Origin of the sequence: Pediococcus acidilactici (assembly GCA_024970065.1) — a bacterium.
Classification (GTDB): Bacteria; Bacillota; Bacilli; order Lactobacillales; family Lactobacillaceae; genus Pediococcus; species Pediococcus acidilactici_A.
Genome location: CP103908.1, coordinates 1,152,943 through 1,170,450, shown reverse-complemented (window position 1 = coordinate 1,170,450; position 17,508 = coordinate 1,152,943). Strand labels below are relative to the sequence as shown.

Annotated in this window: 18 protein-coding genes; 16 read left to right on the top strand and 2 right to left on the bottom strand. The window is 42.3% G+C overall.

Features of this window, described 5'->3' with window-relative positions; translation table 11 throughout:
* The first annotated feature begins 210 nt into the window (after positions 1-210).
* From NYR25_05465 to rfbB, 6 genes are all read left to right on the top strand, one after another.
* Positions 211-588 (top strand): general stress protein, encoded by a 378-nt coding sequence (locus tag NYR25_05465; GenBank protein ID UWF33054.1) that lies wholly within the window; start codon positions 211-213, stop codon positions 586-588.
* Positions 589-792: 204 nt separating this feature from the next.
* Positions 793-1,530 (top strand): NADPH-dependent oxidoreductase, encoded by a 738-nt coding sequence (locus NYR25_05460; GenBank protein ID UWF33053.1) that lies wholly within the window; start codon positions 793-795, stop codon positions 1,528-1,530.
* A 193-nt stretch (positions 1,531-1,723) separates the two neighbouring features.
* Complete coding sequence (locus NYR25_05455) at positions 1,724-3,361, top strand: ABC transporter ATP-binding protein/permease (GenBank protein UWF33052.1); 1,638 nt, start codon at positions 1,724-1,726, stop codon at positions 3,359-3,361.
* Between the two features lie 101 nt (positions 3,362-3,462).
* Entirely contained in the window at positions 3,463-3,912 is a 450-nt protein-coding gene (locus NYR25_05450; GenBank protein UWF33051.1) for a GNAT family N-acetyltransferase, read from the top strand.
* Between the two features lie 100 nt (positions 3,913-4,012).
* Positions 4,013-4,471, top strand: coding sequence for an NAD(P)H-dependent oxidoreductase (locus tag NYR25_05445; GenBank protein UWF33050.1), 459 nt, complete (start codon positions 4,013-4,015; stop codon positions 4,469-4,471).
* A 443-nt stretch (positions 4,472-4,914) separates the two neighbouring features.
* Positions 4,915-5,907: a dTDP-glucose 4,6-dehydratase gene (gene rfbB, locus NYR25_05440; protein ID UWF33049.1), complete on the top strand. Its 993-nt coding sequence runs from the start codon at positions 4,915-4,917 to the stop codon at positions 5,905-5,907.
* Between the two features lie 61 nt (positions 5,908-5,968).
* On the opposite strand, the gene NYR25_05435 is transcribed toward rfbB, so the two are convergent.
* Positions 5,969-7,153, bottom strand: a complete 1,185-nt coding sequence (locus tag NYR25_05435; GenBank protein ID UWF33048.1) for an aminotransferase class I/II-fold pyridoxal phosphate-dependent enzyme — start codon at positions 7,151-7,153, stop codon at positions 5,969-5,971.
* Positions 7,154-7,690: 537 nt separating this feature from the next.
* Between NYR25_05435 and NYR25_05430 the strand changes: the two genes are divergently transcribed.
* The 10 genes from NYR25_05430 (at position 7,691) to NYR25_05385 (ending at position 16,286) form a co-directional block, all read left to right on the top strand.
* Positions 7,691-7,891 carry a helix-turn-helix transcriptional regulator gene (locus tag NYR25_05430; protein ID UWF33047.1) on the top strand — a complete coding sequence of 67 codons (201 nt, stop codon included), beginning with the start codon at positions 7,691-7,693 and terminating at the stop codon, positions 7,889-7,891.
* Positions 7,888-8,352 carry a hypothetical protein gene (locus NYR25_05425; protein ID UWF33046.1) on the top strand — a complete coding sequence of 155 codons (465 nt, stop codon included), beginning with the start codon at positions 7,888-7,890 and terminating at the stop codon, positions 8,350-8,352. Before NYR25_05430 ends, NYR25_05425 begins: the two co-directional genes overlap by 4 nt.
* A gap of 282 nt (positions 8,353-8,634) precedes the next feature.
* The gene (locus NYR25_05420; GenBank protein UWF34721.1) at positions 8,635-8,934 is read left to right on the top strand and encodes a hypothetical protein; all 300 of its coding nucleotides are present in this window, start codon (positions 8,635-8,637) and stop codon (positions 8,932-8,934) included.
* Between the two features lie 222 nt (positions 8,935-9,156).
* The gene (locus tag NYR25_05415; GenBank protein UWF33045.1) at positions 9,157-10,449 is read left to right on the top strand and encodes an NCS2 family nucleobase:cation symporter; all 1,293 of its coding nucleotides are present in this window, start codon (positions 9,157-9,159) and stop codon (positions 10,447-10,449) included.
* 289 nt (positions 10,450-10,738) lie between these two features.
* Entirely contained in the window at positions 10,739-11,686 is a 948-nt protein-coding gene (gene prmA / locus NYR25_05410; GenBank protein UWF33044.1) for a 50S ribosomal protein L11 methyltransferase, read from the top strand.
* 9 nt (positions 11,687-11,695) lie between these two features.
* Positions 11,696-12,433 (top strand): 16S rRNA (uracil(1498)-N(3))-methyltransferase, encoded by a 738-nt coding sequence (locus tag NYR25_05405; protein UWF33043.1) that lies wholly within the window; start codon positions 11,696-11,698, stop codon positions 12,431-12,433.
* 14 nt (positions 12,434-12,447) lie between these two features.
* Entirely contained in the window at positions 12,448-12,777 is a 330-nt protein-coding gene (locus NYR25_05400) for a hypothetical protein (GenBank protein ID UWF33042.1), read from the top strand.
* 107 nt (positions 12,778-12,884) lie between these two features.
* Positions 12,885-15,116, top strand: coding sequence for a bifunctional (p)ppGpp synthetase/guanosine-3',5'-bis(diphosphate) 3'-pyrophosphohydrolase (locus tag NYR25_05395; GenBank protein UWF33041.1), 2,232 nt, complete (start codon positions 12,885-12,887; stop codon positions 15,114-15,116).
* Between the two features lie 9 nt (positions 15,117-15,125).
* Positions 15,126-15,575, top strand: coding sequence for a D-aminoacyl-tRNA deacylase (gene dtd, locus NYR25_05390; protein ID UWF33040.1), 450 nt, complete (start codon positions 15,126-15,128; stop codon positions 15,573-15,575).
* A gap of 87 nt (positions 15,576-15,662) precedes the next feature.
* Positions 15,663-16,286, top strand: a complete 624-nt coding sequence (locus NYR25_05385) for an HAD-IA family hydrolase (GenBank protein ID UWF33039.1) — start codon at positions 15,663-15,665, stop codon at positions 16,284-16,286.
* Here NYR25_05385 and NYR25_05380 read toward each other — a convergent pair.
* Positions 16,271-17,140 carry an N-acetylmuramoyl-L-alanine amidase gene (locus tag NYR25_05380; GenBank protein UWF33038.1) on the bottom strand — a complete coding sequence of 290 codons (870 nt, stop codon included), beginning with the start codon at positions 17,138-17,140 and terminating at the stop codon, positions 16,271-16,273. The genes NYR25_05385 and NYR25_05380 overlap by 16 nt on opposite strands.
* Positions 17,141-17,508: the final 368 nt, after the last annotated feature.

Below are 17,508 nucleotides of genomic sequence, written 5' to 3'. Positions count from 1 at the left end.
ATTGGGCTTAAGCTAATTAAAATTACCCCAGCATTAACACAACCGAATATCGCTAAGAATGCCTGTGCTTGGCTGTTTTAGCAGAATATAAAGGGGGCCGATACTTTCCCAATTTTTTCTGAGCATCTACAAGCGTTAAATTTGTAATCGCTTTAAAAACCATTTAACATAACACTCGTAGAAAAAAACTAATTCAAGGAGGAATGAAACATGGCTAAAGAAGAAGAAAAGATGACTCGGGAAGAAGCAGGCAAGAAGGGCGGAGAAGCAACCGCAAAATCGCACGACAAGGATTTCTACCAAGACATTGGTAAAAAGGGTGGCGAAGCGACTGCAGATTCACATGACAAGGATTTCTACCAAGACATTGGTGAAAAAGGCGGGGAAGCAACTTCAGAAACTCACGACAAAGATTTCTACCAAGACATCGGTGAAAAGGGCGGAGAAGCAACTTCTGAAGCTCATGATGAAGAATTCTACCAAAAAAATGGAAAAAAAGGCGGAGAAGCAACTTCCAAATCCCATGGCAAGGACTTTTACCAAGAAATTGGTAAAAAAGGTGGAAGAGCTAACTCCGACGACGATTAATTATAATCTTGCATTTAGTATAAAACATTTTTAAAAAAATACAAGTTTTTTTCTACAATCCAGTCCTTATGGTTAGGAGCGCAGTACGGCTTTTAGTCATAAGGACTTTTTACGTCCATATTTAATGTGCTTTTCCAGAATGTGCAGTGCTATAATGGATTGTCAATTATTGACAATAAGTAAGCATGAATTGAGGGAAAGCTATTGGATAACGTGATTGAATTGATGAACAAGCATACTTCTGTAAGAAATTTTAAGGATACTCCACTTACGGATAGGGTTAAGGAACAATTGATAGTTGCTGCACACGCGGGTGCTTCGTCAAATTTTGTGCAAGCTACCTCGATTATTGACGTGACGGATCGGACCATTCGTGGTCAGCTTGCTGAAATTTCAAAAAGTGCGTCCTACGTAAACCAAAGTGGAGCATTCTTTATTTTCGTTGCTGACCTATATCGCCAAGCCGAAATTTTACGGCAACAAAATCTTCCTCTAGATGGGATTAAGAACATGGAGGCGTTGACGGTAGCCATTGTTGACACCGCGATTGCCGGAGAAAACTTGGCCGTTGCTGCAGAATCTTTAGGTTTAGGGATTTGCTACATTGGCGGTATCCGTAACGATTTAGCAACCGTACGGGATTTGTTAAACTTACCCAAATTTACAGTGCCTTTGTTTGGTATAACGGTGGGGGAACCTACGCGAAAAAATGCGATTAAGCCCCGAATGCCACTACGTAATAACACCTTCAAAAATGGTTATGATCGCCAGGCTGCCCAAGATTTAAGTCAATATCAAGCAATTACACAGACTTACTACGCTAAACGCGCGACTCACGCCCAAGATACTGATTGGGTCCGGAAGATGACGGATTTTTTTTCTGAACCCCGGCGCAAAGAGATGGCTCCGTTTTTATTAGAACAAGGATTTACATTAAATTAAAAAAACCGCTCTAACTAAGTAAATTTAGGTAGGTACCTAAATCTACTTCTGGTTAGAGCTTTTTTATTAGCCCAAGGCTTGCTAGTTACCTTACGTTATCAAATATAATCAAGGTTGGCTTAACCACGTTTGGCAATATTTTAATAAAGTGTATACTGTTAACTAAATTCGTAGGTACTAAAGGAGGGGCACAATGGAAAATGAAAGTCATCGAATTTTAAAACTTTTAGCCACCGTTATGACGGCGCTTTCTTCAATAATGGTAGTTTTGGTCGCTTTTTTAATGAAATTGATTTTAGACTGCGCCATGAATAAGGATTTTGCTGCCTTAAAGCGGTCGGTTGGTATTTCAATACTTTACATAGCAACGTACTTTTTAATTAACTATTTAAAGGAAGTTTTAGTGGCGCGATATATTAAAAGTAAGATGGAGGACTTACGACGGGACGTTTATCACGCCATTATGGAACGGGATTACCAAAGTTACTTTAGTAAAAGCAACGGCGAATACATCTCCATCCTAACCAATGACATGACCACGATTGAAGATAACTACTACAAATCATACTTTTTAATTGTCCAAGCGGCGGTTACCTTTGTGATTGCAATTCTTTCATTAGTGGTAATTAACTGGCAGTTTTCGATTGGAGTGTTAGCCATCTCCGCCTTTTTTCTAGCAGCTTCGTCGTTTACTGGAATGGGGTTGAGCGGGTTACGGACCAATATTCAGAAAAAAATGGTGGACTTTACTAGCAAAGCTAAAGATCTAGTCGCCGGGTACGAAGTGGTTCGTTCCTTTAACGCACAAGATAAAATGCAGGAGCAGTTTGACCATTACAACTACAATTTGGAAGAGATTAAGCTGAAGTTTAACGTTCGTCAGGGAATTACTAAGGTGGTTAACGAAAATTTAGTGATTTTGATCATCTTTTCCATCATGATCCTCGGAAGTTGGTTTGTAATCAGTGGCGCGTTAGTTATGGGATCGCTGATTGCGATTGTTCAGTTATTAAATAGCGTGATGAACCCAATCAATATGATGCTAGTGGCGGTCAATAACAGTAAATCTACGAATACCATGCGTAAACAACTAGCAAAAATACTTGACGGCGGAGGAGCGAATAACGATCCAAATGCGCAACCACAGAGTTCTTTTGACCAAGCAATTTCGTTAGCGACGGTCAATTTTAGTTATGACGGTGAGAAGCCAGCAATCCAAGATTTTAACTTTGTGTTTCAAAAGGGTAAGAAGTATGCAATAACCGGCAAAAGTGGGGGTGGTAAATCGACTCTACTGCGGTTGATTCAAAATTGTTACGCAAGTTATAGTGGCGAAATGTATGTAGATGACCGTAATTATCGCGAAATTACTGATGAAAGCTTTTTGGGTTTGTTTTCCATGATTCACCAAAACGTATTTATTTTCTCAGGAACGGTCCGGGAAAACGTTACCTTGTTTAAAAACTTTACGGATCACGAAATTAACGCTGCGATAACGAGCGCGGGACTTCAACCGTTAATTCAAAAGCTCCCACAAGGGTTGGACACCCCCATTAAAGAGGCTGGAATTTCTTTGTCAGGGGGAGAACGGCAACGGATTTCGATTGCCCGCGCGTTAATCCGTAAGGCGCCAATTCTATTACTTGATGAATTTACAAGTGCGTTGGATAAACCTACCGCACAAACTATTGAAAAAGAACTTATGACCCTTAAAAACCAGACTTGTATCCATGTGACCCATAAACTAAGTGAAGCTGATGAACGATTATACGATGCAATTTTAGAAATTGAAGACGGTCACTTAATTAAGGTCACTCAACCAGGGATTTAACCGACCAAGACTTGCGCAAACCTAAGTTAAATTTCCAGTTGTTAATCCAGAAAGAGTATACTGTACCTGAATTAGTAAAAGTTTTGGAAGAGGGGATCTTAATGACAGCAGATTTGACGGTAATAATTAAAAAAACGGCGGATATGACACCTACCGAGTTATGGGAAGTTTTTCAAGAACGGGTTAAAGTTTTCGTGGTGGAGCAAAATTGTCCATATCAAGAAGTCGACGAAAAGGACCAAAATGCTCGGCACGTAATGTTGAAGAATAATGGTCAATTAGTCGCTTACGCACGGATTGTCCCGCATGACGATCCGACTTACGTTAGTTTCGGCCGGGTATTGGTAGTCAAAGAATTCCGGGGCCGGCACCTAGCACAACGTTTAATACAAACAACCCTCGCCGAAATTAAACGGGCGGAAGGCAATCGTCCGGTTAAAATTGCCGCTCAAAGTTATTTGCAAGATTTTTACGCGCAGTTTGGCTTTAAACCAGTTTCAGAAGTGTATTTAGAAGATAACATTCCACATTTAGATATGGTTTTAGAATAACCGAAAGTTTGTAAAATGTTTTACAAAAGTACTCCGCAAAGTACCTAAAAAGCGTTATAGTATAAGTGTGAAATGCTAAACAAAGAAAGGATGGTTTTAAATGGCTAAAAAAGTTTTGATTGCGACGTATTCACGGACGGGAACGACTGCCAAAGTGGCGGAAGCACTTGCCGAATTACTTCCGGCTGCATACCAGTTTACCATTGAAGTTGCCCCCGGAACCTTTAGTGACGAAATGACGGAAGTTTCAGAGCAGGCGACTAAACAAACGGAAACTGGCAATTTTCCACCACTTTCGAAAGCGGTTCCAGATGTAAGCTCGTATGATCTAATCTTGGTAGGTAGTCCGGTTTGGAATGGGGCACCGGCAACTCCAATCCATTCCTTCCTAGCAAATTTACAAGGCTATCAAGGAATAGTGGCGCCATTTTATACATTCGGTGGCGATCCCGGAATTTTTGAAAAGACTTTCAAAGAATGGGCTGGAAATTTGCAAGTTAAGGCTGGACACGGTGGAGATGCAGACTTAGCTGCGTGGGTTGATGAATTAGTAAAATAATTAATTTAAGTAAATTAGGTATGAACGAAGCTAAAAAATTAACCTAGTGTTTTGACTTTTCCAGAACCAAAACGTGCGCCAAAGTTAGTTTATGCCGCTTAACCCAAATCGATCATTATGCCTAAATTCAGCATAATGGTCGATTTTTAGTCAGCGCTCACCAAACCTCCGACCGTTGTCCAACGCTCATTTATTCCATAATTGAGAAATATTTTGGTACCTTGCTTGGGAAGCTTCGGGCGGTTAAAAGAGTGAAAGCTAAAAATAATGCTTTACATTGAGAAGGTTTGGGGGAGGTTGACGCTTGATAATTCGACGGGTATGCTTTAGTCAACCACTTTAAAGCTAACAAAGCTCGAACCCGTGATTTGACTCAAATTTAGCAGGGTTCTTAGTGGGAAACTTAAAAACAATTAATTTAATCAAAGGGTAGGAACCATAAAATGAGGGTTTTAGTTACTGGAGGCGCGGGCTTTATTGGTGCCAATTTTATGAATATGTGGGTGCCCCGCTTTCCTGAGTTTGACTTTTTAAATCTAGATAAGCTAACCTACGCCGCTGATTTAACCAACCTGACCGTGGCAGAGGAAAAGAATTACCAATTTTGCCAAGGAGACATTGCTGACCGGGCGCAAGTTCATCAAGTCTTTCAGGATTTCCGTCCGGAGGTGGTAATCAATTTTGCTGCCGAATCGCACGTGGATCAAAGCATTGCTGATCCCGCAAAATTCGTTACGACTAACGTGAACGGTACGTTTAACCTCATTGAAGAATTCAGGGAGTTATGGACGGGAAAGTTCACTCATAAACGGTTTCACCAAGTTAGTACTGACGAAGTTTATGGATTCTTGGGGGCGAAGGGAAGTTTTACCGAAACGAGTCCGTACCAACCGAGCAGTCCGTATTCGGCTTCCAAGGCGAGTGCGGATCTGTTAGTTCAGTCCTATGGAAGAACTTTTGGGGTGCCAATTTCAATTACGAACGCCAGTAATAATTTTGGGCCTTACCAACACCCCGAAAAATTAATTCCCAAAGTTATTTTTAACGCGCTTCGGGGGAAAACCATCCCACTATATGGCACCGGAGACAACGTGCGGGATTGGATATACGTTAGGGACCACTGCGAAGCAATTTGGCAAGTGGTTTTCCGAGCAAAGCCGGGCGTACGTTTTAATGTAGGAGCAAACCATCCGCTAAGTAACCGACAACTGGTGGGGGAGCTATTGACTGTTTTGGCTGAATTGACTGGTAAACCGGTCGAAGAGTATACGCAGTTAGTTCAGCACGTTACGGATCGTCCCGGCCATGATTTTCGGTACGCGATTGACGCTAGCCAACTTAAACGGCAGTTGGGATGGCAACCGCAGACCGATTTTCAAATGGGCCTGCGTACCACGGTTAAATTCTACTTACGACAATTTCAAGGTGAAAACTAATCAAAAAAAGCCCAAAATAAGAACCTGCCTACGAATATTGTAGGCAGGTTCTTATTTTTAACTATGCTCGTTTATTTTTAAGAAATTCTGCAATTCGCGCAACCGCGTTAGTTAAGTCGTCCATACTTGCCGCATAACTGAAGCGTACGTATCCTTCACCGCCGGGGCCAAAACTAGAACCCGGGATGACGGCAACCTTAGCTTCCTTAGCAAGCTGCATACTAAATTTGAAGTCGTCTTGTTCTAAGTCACTCGGAATTTTAGCCATTAAGTAAAAGGTACCTTGTGGTTTACTGCATTCGATGCCTAATTTAACGAGGGCGTCGTGGAGGTAGTCCCGACGCTTTTGGTATTCAACGCGCATCGGTTTGCTATCGTTAAGTCCATTTTGGAAAGCTTCCAAGGCGGCGTATTGGGCAACCGTTGTGATGCTAGTAACCGATAATTCATGGATTTTTTCAATCTGCTGGACTAACGGGGCTGGTCCGGCAATAATTCCGACCCGCCAACCAGTCATTGCGTGAGACTTAGAAAGTCCGTTAAGAACGATGGTTTGGTCGGGTAAAAGGTGGGAAATCGAGTAGTGCTCTTGGTCGAAAATTAGGTCACTATAGATTTCGTCGCTAATTACAAAAATATCGTACTTACGTAAAATATCTGCTAGTGCGGTCAACTGTTCCTTAGTATAAGTCATCCCCGTTGGGTTTGAAGGAAAATTAAGGATAATTGCCTTTGCTTGCGGGTGAGCTTGCAAAGTGGTTTCCAATTGTTCCGGGCTAAGTAAGAAGTTGTTTTCTGCCGTATTCATGTAGACGATTTTTCCTTGGTTAGTCTTCACAATCGGGAAGTAAAGCGGAAAAATTGGTGTCGGAATTAAAACTTCGTCGCCTTCGCTAATGATGGAGGTTAGGGTAGCGTACATTCCCCCAGTCACCCCAGCCGTAATAACGAGTTCGTTTTCTGGATCGTAATCTTGACCATATTTTTGTTTTAAGTATTGGGCCGCCGCTTGACGTACTTTAGGATCCCCAGCAGTGGCGGTGTAGTGGCTCTTGTTGTCCCGAATGGCTTGAATGCCAGCTTCTTTGACGTGATCGGGCGTGTTGAAGTCGGGTTCTCCGAGGGTTAACTTAATCACTCCCGGAATTTTTGAAATTTCTTCATTATATTTAAAAACTTGTGCCATTTGCGTATTTTTAACGGATGGCTTAATGCGTTCTAATAGTGCGTTAACTTTATCACTCATGTACAGTCCTCCTCGTGTTAAAAGGGTTAGTTACGTGTTTTACCAGTTGGATTGTCGTTTAGTCATTATCCAATCCGCAAATCAACGTTAATCTTGAATAGGACGCCCCCCTTTGGTAGTTAGAGATCCCAAAACGGTTAAGCAGGGTAACCTTAAGATTCAGGCCAGTTAGCTCACCATTTCGCAATCTCCTTCTAATAAATTATAATAACACTAAATGGAAACTGTCGAATAGGTAATCAATAAATTACCGCGTAAGCCTTAGAAAAATTGAAAACGTTTAATGTGACTTTTTTAGCACAAATTATTAAAAATCACTAGTCTTTTAAGCTTTTTGGCGCTATACTAGCACCTTGGAAGGCTTGAGCCTCCATGTATTAACTCTGATTATCCCATCCAAAACTTGGACATTTATTGATGTCCAACCGGCCGCTATCCAAATGATAGTGGTTTTTTGTTTTTAGCAATTGAAAACGGTTTCTTTGTAAGGTATACTTTACGATAAGTAATATATATATTGCAAAAAGGTGGTGGGGTATGAAAAATCAGCGTTTGAAAATGGCTCGTTTGGAAAACGATCTTAGCCAAGCTGAGCTAGCTAACTTGATTGGGGTGACCCGACAAACCATTGGCTTAATTGAAGCGGGAAACTATAATCCCACGCTTAAATTGTGCCTGGCAATTTGCCATGCTTTAGGTAAAACACTAGATGAACTATTTTGGGAGGACCCATTATGAAAAAACAGTCTATTGATGAACGGGTGCGACAGGTGCGTAATCAAATTGCGTACGAAACCTTAAATATCTTGTTAGCTTTTTTGGTCAGTGCCATCGCCGTTCAAATGACATTTTTTGATCTGCCATGGAGCAGTTACGTTGTAGAAGCGGTCGGATTAGGATTGGTTGGGCTATATGCTACGGTACGTACATTGTTTAGTGGCATAAGTCTTTTTGGTGGACGTTACGAAAAAAGTTTCCTACTATTATTTACTGTTGGATTAACTTGTTTGAATGCTTACCGAAACTACCACCAGTACCGGCAGTTCTACCAGGGCAATCACGTGGGGGTTTTTATTGCAATGATTGGTATTCTCTTTCTTAGTAGTCTATGTTGCGTGTTTTTAGTGATGGGAGTGCTAAAAAAGTTTGACGCGTGGAACCTACAACGGATTGAACGCCGCTTTGATAAAGATAAGTAGACCAGGAACGTTCATGCTAGAAAATGACTTATGATAACCAAAACTTTCGATTTATGGTTATGCTTAATAAAGCTTTCAATCGATAATAAGGAGAAGCACTTGGCTGGCTAAATATTGTTTAGAGATTGGCGCCTAAAATTAAATTGAGTGCCCTATTTTAACGGGATTAAATCAATAATTTAGCTGAAAATGGCGTATTTTACTTTTAAGCTGGAATAGGATAGAATTAGTAATCATAATAAGCGGAAACTACAAATTCAAAAAAAGGTGAGGTGGTCAACAATTTTAAAGAAAATCAAACAATTTTTGCGGAGTAACCAATTACAATATAGTAAAAAATATATTCGCCCGATGATGACACCGGAAAGCGTGTATGTTTTTAAGTTTGGTAAGGAAGAACTCAATAACCGGGTGATTATTAAGTATACCCATACATGGACGGGGCGCATCAAAATTAACGAAATTGATTTACGATTGCACGGACAGCAAAATCCCCGGATTTTTCATCGCGAAAACGAGCTCTTAGCTTACTTGAAGAAGCATTTGACGGAGCAAGATGGCGTTAAGGACATTAAACGCTGACCGGATAGTGTTTAAAATGAGAAATTTTAAATAAACTATTGACGGGGTTATCGAATGTGCGTATGATTATCCCTTAAAGAAACCTTAATTTGGTCCCGTGAGGCCAAAAGGCTAATTGCTCGTTGCAGACCCTTAGTAATTGGGGAAAACCATCAAAAAGCCTCTTGGATCACAGTTGGATCCAAGAGGCTTTTTGCATTAAGAAAGGGAGTAGTGCAAGTTATGTCAAAACAAGGACAGTACCGCAATCCGGAAGCAATTTTGGATATTAATGAATGCCCTACGTTTCCGCATTTAGTAGGGTTATCGATTCAACACATGTTTGCGATGTTTGGTTCTACAGTTTTAGTTCCGATCCTGGTGGGGATGAACCCTGGAATTGCGCTTTTTAGTTCTGGAGTCGGTACGTTACTGTACATTCTGATTACTAAGGCTAAGATTCCAGCCTACATGGGCTCAAGTTTTACTTTTATTGTACCGATGATGGCATTGATGAAGAGTACCGGCTATGAAGGAATTGCTCAGGGAACGATTTCGGTCGGGGTTGTGTATCTGATTGTGGCGCTGATCATCAGTCAGTTAGGATCTGACTGGTTAGATCGAATCTTACCTCCGGTAGTGGTGGGGCCAATCATTATGGTGATTGGGTTGTCATTAGCGGGAACGGCCGCAAAAGACGCCACCATGCGTACGGTTGGCAGCCAAAGCGTCTACGATCTTAAGTATTTTGCGATTGCGTTAGTAACCCTACTGATCACGATTGTTTTCAATATGTATCTAAAGGGATTCGTTAGTTTAATTCCCATTTTGCTAGGTTTAATCTCCGGCTACATTGTGGCGTTGGTTCTCGGAGTAGTTGATTTATCGGGAGTGGCCCACGCACATTGGCTAATCGCTCCAAGTTTTGAAATTCCTTTTGTTAGCTATCATTTACACCTGAGCTGGGGAGCAATTCTGAGCATGATGCCACTAGCCTTCGTTACGATGACCGAACATACGGGGCACATCATGGTTTTAAATACCTTGACGCACCGGAACTTCTTCAAGGATCCTGGGTTACACCGGACCTTGTCAGGGGACGGGGTTGCTTCCATTGTGGCGGGGTTCATCGGTGGGCCTCCCGTAACCAGCTACGGAGAAAACATCGGGGTGCTGGCGGTTACTAAAGTACATAGTGTTTACGTGTTAATGGGCGCGGCAGTCAGCGCAATCATTTTTAGTTTTATTGGCAAATTGAGTGCGCTGATCGAAAGTATTCCTAGTCCAGTTATTGGAGGAATTAGCTTCCTATTGTTTGGAACAATTGCGGCTAACGGATTACGTATTTTAATTGATGAACACGTTGATTTTAATCAGAAACGTAATTTGATGATTGCGGCTTCGATTTTAGTAATTGGGATTGGTAACGCTAGTTTGAATTTGGGTGACCTAAGCTTTTCCGGACTGGCGGTCGCGACGGTTCTCGGCATAATTTTAAATTTAGTGCTACCTGAAAAAGCCCTCAGTGAACGATAACCGTTAATTTAGCCAATTACGGGATAATTTGGGAGAAATGCTTTTCAAGAATTTTTTAATTCTTGGAAAGCATTTTGTTTTCTTCAATGAATATCGGGTTAAATAACGGCTAAGTATGAGTTGATTGTCATTTTTACGTTGACATTCATGTTTGATCGTTTTTTTAGTGTAGCAAAACTTTTTAATTCAAATTTGGTTGATGGGCAAAATTGGCTTTACGTTTCGAAAATTTTGGTCAAATGCGGTATTATAGTATCTAACATGAGATAACTATAGGAGCTGATTAGGTTTGAAATGGACCGAGGTAAACGTAAAAACTACTAACGAGGCCGTTGAAGCAATAAGTAGTATTTTTGATGGTCTTGACGCTGTAGGAGTAAAAATTGAAGATGCCTTAGATTTTAAGAACTACCAGGCTTCTTATCCAAGTGAACTATACGAATTAAAGGACGTTCCCCACGTTACGGAAGGCGCAATTGTATCAGCGTACTATCCGGAATCTACGGACGTCGCCAAGGTTGTTAGCCAGTTAAAGGATAAAATTAATGAATTGCCTGGCTTTGGGTTGGATATTGGACCAGCTAGCGTAACCACCGTGGAGGTTCAAGACGATGATTGGGCTACCGCTTGGAAAAAGTATTACCATCCGGTGCGGATTACCCGCTATCTAACGGTCAAACCAAGCTGGAGCGATTACCAAGCAACTCAACCGGATGAAAAGGTAATTAGTTTAGATCCGGGACGGGCCTTTGGGACGGGGACGCACCCGACGACCCGGTTGTGTCTCCAAGCGATGGAAGTCGTGATGCGCGGAAACGAAACGGTATATGACGTGGGAACTGGTTCCGGTGTTTTGAGTATCGCGGCCAAGCTGCTAGGTGCAGGAAAGGTTGCGGCTTTTGATGTGGATGATGAAGCAATTGCCGCTGCGCAAGAAAACTTTGATTTAAATCCCATTGCTAAAACAATTAGTGCCCAGCCCAACGACCTTTTAAAGGGAATTAGCGAGCCGGTAGACCTTATCGTGGCCAATATTTTAACCGATGTATTGGTGCCGATGATTCCGCAAGCTAAGTCATTGCTAAACAAAAATGGCTGGTTAGTTATGTCCGGAATTATTGACGACAAGCTTCCGGTGATCGAAGAAACGTTAGCCGCAAACGACTTCCAAATCAACCAAGTGTTAACTTATGGGGAATGGCGCGGAATAATTGCGTCCCATCAGCTTGATGAGTAGGAGGTTGCCATGCAAAGGTATTTTATCGGGGAAACTTTAAAGCTCCATGATGAATTCTCGCTTTCCAAGGCGGACTCCCACCATCTCTTAAAGGTGATGCGCGCACAAACTGGTGAAAAAGTTGAAGTGGTGGGGGACGACCAAAAAGTTTGGCTGAGCCAGTTGCTCAACGATGCAGCACCGGCGCAGCTACGGGCGTTGCAAGAAATTACTAAACCTGTTGAATTACCTGTAGAAGTTACAATTGCGTGTGGTATTTCTAAGGGTGATAAAAATGAGCAAATTATTAAGCGGGGCACGGAAATGGGCGCAAGCCATTTTCAATTTTTTTCGGCACGCTATTCGGTGGCGCGCTGGGACGGTAAGAAGGTCGAGCGTAAGTTGCAACGCTTAGTTGAAATTGCTAAAGCCGCCGCAGAGCAGTCCCATCGTCAAATAATACCGACGGTCGAAATTGTTTCGTTTGCGGACGTGGTTAATTCACCAGTTCAACATCGAATGGTGGCTTACGAAGAATCCGCTAAAGAAGGGGAATTTGCCAATTTTAAACGGATTTTATCAAATACAGCTAGTGGGGATGCGCTCCTAGCGGTATTTGGTCCGGAAGGTGGATTAGCTCCTGAGGAAATTAAGGCGTTTACTGACGCTCAATTTACACTTGCCGGCCTTGGCCCCCGGATTTTACGGGCCGAGAGCGCACCAATGTACGTGTTGTCGGCAATTTCATATCAATTTGAATTGCAATAGTGAGGGGAAGAATTATGAAAAAAATTGGTAATTTGGAAATTTCAGCCCACTGGCGCTACATTTTATTTGCGTTCTTAATTGGAATTGTTTTGCCAATTGTGCTGAAACTGTGCCACACACCATCGGTAATGATTGTTTTGTGGTTATTAATCGTGTTTAATTCCTTAGCGAGTTACACGTTTGGCAACCTAATTAAGTCAAATGGTTTGCACTTTATGTTTTTATTTTTATTTCCGGTATTGTACTTAATCGGGGCGATAATTATTTTGCCACACTACGCAAATTACTTTGCCATCGTCTATTTTGCTATTGAAATATTGTCCTATAACTTATCGAATAGCTAAGCATTGCAATTTGTTTATAATAAACGTATACTTTATTCAATAAGACCGAAGCACGTTGTCACTCGATACCGTGCTTTTATTGTATTTTGAGGTTGGTGGTGATGTTAATGTCCAAAGAACCAGTATTATCGGCCAATGACGTGATGAACATGTGCCGAGAATATATGAATGAAGAGCACACGGCATTTGTGCAAAAAGCCTGTGACTTTGCCTCTTACGTTCATAAAGAACAGTATCGGCAATCGGGCGAACCGTATATTATGCACCCAATTCAAGTTGCCGGCATTTTGGCAAATTTAAAGATGGATCCGGAAACGGTTGCGTCTGGTTTCCTACATGATACGGTAGAGGATACGTTAATCACGTTGGGTGACATTGAAGAACTATTTGGTCATGACGTGGCGGTTATTGTCGACGGCGTTTCCAAGATTAGTAAGATTAAGTATAAATCTAACCAAGAGCAGCTGGCCGAGAACCATCGGAAGCTTCTTTTAGCAATGTCGCAAGATATTCGGGTAATCATCGTTAAACTGGCCGATCGTTTGCATAACATGCGGACGTTGCGTCATTTACGTCCCGATAAGCAACGACGGATTTCAAACGAAACGTTGGAGATTTACGCGCCACTTGCCGAACGGTTAGGGATTAGCACCATTAAATGGGAGCTCGAAGACATTGCTTTACGTTATTTGAATCCCCAGCAATATTACCGGATTGTTCACCTGATGAATTCCCGGCGGGCCCAGCGTGAAGAATATATTAATTCAGCGATTAGCGAATTGAAGGACGCAATTGCTGACCTGCACTTGAAACACGCGGATATTTACGGGCGACCGAAACACATTTATTCAATTTACCGAAAGATGGTTGACCAACACAAACAGTTCAGCCAAATTTACGACTTGTTAGCGGTCCGGGTGATTACGGACACGGTCCGGGACTGCTACGCAGTTTTAGGAGCCATTCATGCTAAGTGGAAGCCAATTCCAGGCCGTTTTAAGGATTACATTGCCATGCCGAAGGCCAACATGTACCAATCTTTGCACACAACTGTAGTTGGTCCCGAAGGCCGGCCGTTGGAATTTCAGATTCGAACGGAAGCCATGCACCGGGTAGCCGAATACGGGGTTGCTGCTCATTGGGCATATAAGGAAGGTATCACGGACGAAGTTAACCAAAATACGACCGATGCCAAGTTAAATTGGTTTAAAGAAATTGTCGAATTACAAGATGAAAGTAACGATGCGGCAGATTTCATGGAAGGCGTTAAGGGCGATTTGTTTGGGGACCGGGTGTATGTTTTCACCCCGAAAGGTGACGTTTTTGAACTACCTAAGGGGGCGGGTCCGCTTGATTTAGCCTATACCATCCATACCGAAGTGGGGAATCATGCTACCGGTGCGAAAGTTAACGGCAAAATTGTTCCGTTAGATTACACAATTAAAAATGGTGACATCGTTGAAATCTTGACTTCGAAGAATTCAGCGGGCCCAAGTCGTGATTGGCTAACGATGGTCTCAACCCGACGGAGCCGTAATAAAATTAAACAATTCTTCCGTCAAGCCAACCACGATGAAAATGTTGAAAAGGGCCGCGAAATTTTAACTAAGCAGCTAGAACAGACCGGATACGATGCTAGTGAACTTTTAGAAGACGAAAAACTAGCTCAAGTTGCTAAACAATTGAACTTTAGCCAGGTAGACGATTTGTTAGCTGCCGTTGGTTTTGGGGATTTAGCACCCGTCGGGATTGCTAACCGATTGACCAAGGACATCCGTGAACAGGCCGAAGCCGATCATCAAAAAGAAATTCAGCGTCAAATGCTTGAGAACCACCAGGCAATTTCCACTGACGACCACCGTCCAAAGAGTAAAACCAAATCGTCTTCAGAAGGCGTGGTAATCGAGGGTGCGGATAACCTCTTGGTGCGTTTGAGTCACTGTTGTACACCAGTACCTGGTGATCCAATCGTGGGTTACATTACCAAAGGACGGGGCGTTTCAGTTCATCGAAAAGATTGCCCTAACGTTAAGAGTGCTGAAGAGCAGGGTGAACGGATTATCGAAGTTAGTTGGGAAGATCCGGATGATACTTCAGGAAATTACTCAGCAGACTTAGAAGTTCAAGGATACAATCGCAACGGGTTGTTAAACGACGTCTTGAAGTCGGTCAATAACGCAACCCGCAATCTATCGTCAATCAATGGTAAAATCAACCACAATCGAATTGTAGTAATTAGTTTGTCGATGGGTGTGCATAATTTAGCCCATTTAGAACGGGTAATGGAAAGCTTGAAAAACGTTAAGGATGTTTACGTGGTTAAACGTCCAACCCATTAGGAGTGCAAAATGAGAGTAGTAGTTCAAAGAGTAAAGCGGGCTCAAGTCACGATTGCAGAACGCTCGGTCGGTAAAATTGACCAAGGCTTGATGCTGCTGGTCGCTTTCAATGACCAAGATACCACGGCAGATTTGGATTATGCCGTACGTAAAATTGCTAATTTACGAATTTTTGAGAACGACGAAGGTAAGATGGACTGGTCAATCACTGACGTTGGGGGAGCGATTCTATCGGTTTCCCAATTCACCCTATTTGCTTCTACTAAAAAGGGTAATCGACCTAGCTTTACCAAGTCGGGTAATCCCGAAACTGCCAGTCGGCTTTATGACGAGTTTAACCAACGCCTTACGCAAACCGGAATTCCAGTTCAAACTGGTGAATTTGGTGCAGACATGCAGGTTGAACTAGTTAACGACGGCCCGGTGACCATTATTTTAGATACGCAAAACAAGGAATAAAAAACAAAAGAGGCTGTGAAAATGGGGTGCGCTTGGCAAGTAAACCCGATTTTTGCAACCTCTTTTTGAATATAAAGGAGTAGTAAAATGGATGTCTTTTATGATTTTGACGGAACTTTATTTGATACCTATCCCGTGATGGTGGCGGCGTTTGCGGAGGCCGCTCAACAAGCCGGTTTAGCAGTCAACCAACGGGAAGTATATGAACAAATGCGCCAACATTCCTTAGGATTTGCAATCAACGCGATTGCCGAACCAAATCGGCTAGATGCTGGTGAATTTAAGCGGACTTTTCGTCAAATAGAAACCCCCCGACTAAGTGAATGTCGCCCGTTTTCTAACGTCAAAGAATTGTTAGCCCAAATCGCTACGCAAGGGGGGCGGAACTTTTTATTAACCCATCGCAACCAGGCCGCACTTGATTTACTTCAAAAGTATGGGTTGCAAGAGTACTTTACTGATTTCGTAACCGGAGACCAAGATTTTCCCCGGAAGCCAGATCCGGCTTCTTTAAACTACTTGATTAACAAACATCAGGTTAACCAAAAAGCAGCGTACATGATTGGTGATCGAAATTTAGATATCGATGCCGCACATCACGCTGCTATTAAGGGGATTTTATTTGATCCGGACCAACTGATAAACGTAACTAGTGCCCCAGAATTTACGAGCACTAGTTTTGCTGCCATTAGGGACTACTTAGCCAAGTAGTTTTCTAGTCCTTTGCGGACGGCGGTAGCGACCTTTTGTGGGTAACTGGCACTTGAAATTAGCTTGAAATCGTCTTTAGTGTTAATGTATCCACCCTCAATCAAAATTGCTGGGCGGCGGTTATCACGTAGCACTTGATAATTAGCAAATTTAACGCCCCGGTTATATAAAGGAACTGACTTAATCAGCTGATGGTTAATTGCTTCGGCTAACTGGATTGAACCATTGTCATGATAATAGTAGGTGGTATCTCCAGTTCCCGAGTTATCTACGTCAGCTGAATCGTAATGAATACTGATAAAGGCGTCCGCCTTAACTTGGTTAGCGATCTGAGGACGCTTAGCTAATTCCACGAAGGCATCATCATCGCGAGTCATAATAACCTTTGCACCAGCATTTTTAAGGGTTTGTTGGATGGTTTGCGAGGTCCGCAACGTATATTTTTTCTCTTGATGCTTTTGGTTAATGGCTAAGGCACCCGAATCGACACCACCATGCCCAGGGTCGAGAACGATTTTAGATTCGGCCAACGGAGTTTCCTTTTGTCCCTTTTTAAAGGTGCGATTAGTGATCCAAGTAGGAATCCAACCGGTTTTCGTATCGTCAAAGCGCACCCGGTACCAATCGTTATTTTTGCTAACCACGGTCACCTTCTGGTACTGGTCCAAAGTGCCCACTTGTTTAGCTGTACGAGTGGGTGAACTACGAATGGCAACTTGATCAAGTCCCACGTAGACACTTTCAGTACTAAATAGGGGAACGATTACTAAAATTGCGGCAATGAGGAAGCCGACCGATATAATAATTTGTAAGGTGTTTCGTTTAATGAAGTTAAAAATAATCTCTTTGTTCATATTCCGCTCACTTAAACATTTTATTGATTCACTTCATCCATTATATCAAAGATATGACGGAGGTTTATGAAAGAATCTGGCTTGACTAACCAGCGTTTTTTTAGTACTTTTAATAATAAAGTTAATATAAATCGGTGAAAAGGACTATTAAATATTGATTACATGTTGTAGAGAGCTCGGCGGATGGGAAAGAGTACATGGATCGTATTGAAGACACCTTGGAGATGGGTTGGCAGCCGTTATGATGCTATAGAGTACAATCTAAGGTGGTACCGCGTTTAACGCCCTTGTTTATACAAGGGCGTTTTTTATTTTTCTAGAGAAGCGGCTAGAAGGTGATCGCGTTTTTACCACTAAACGCCCTTGAC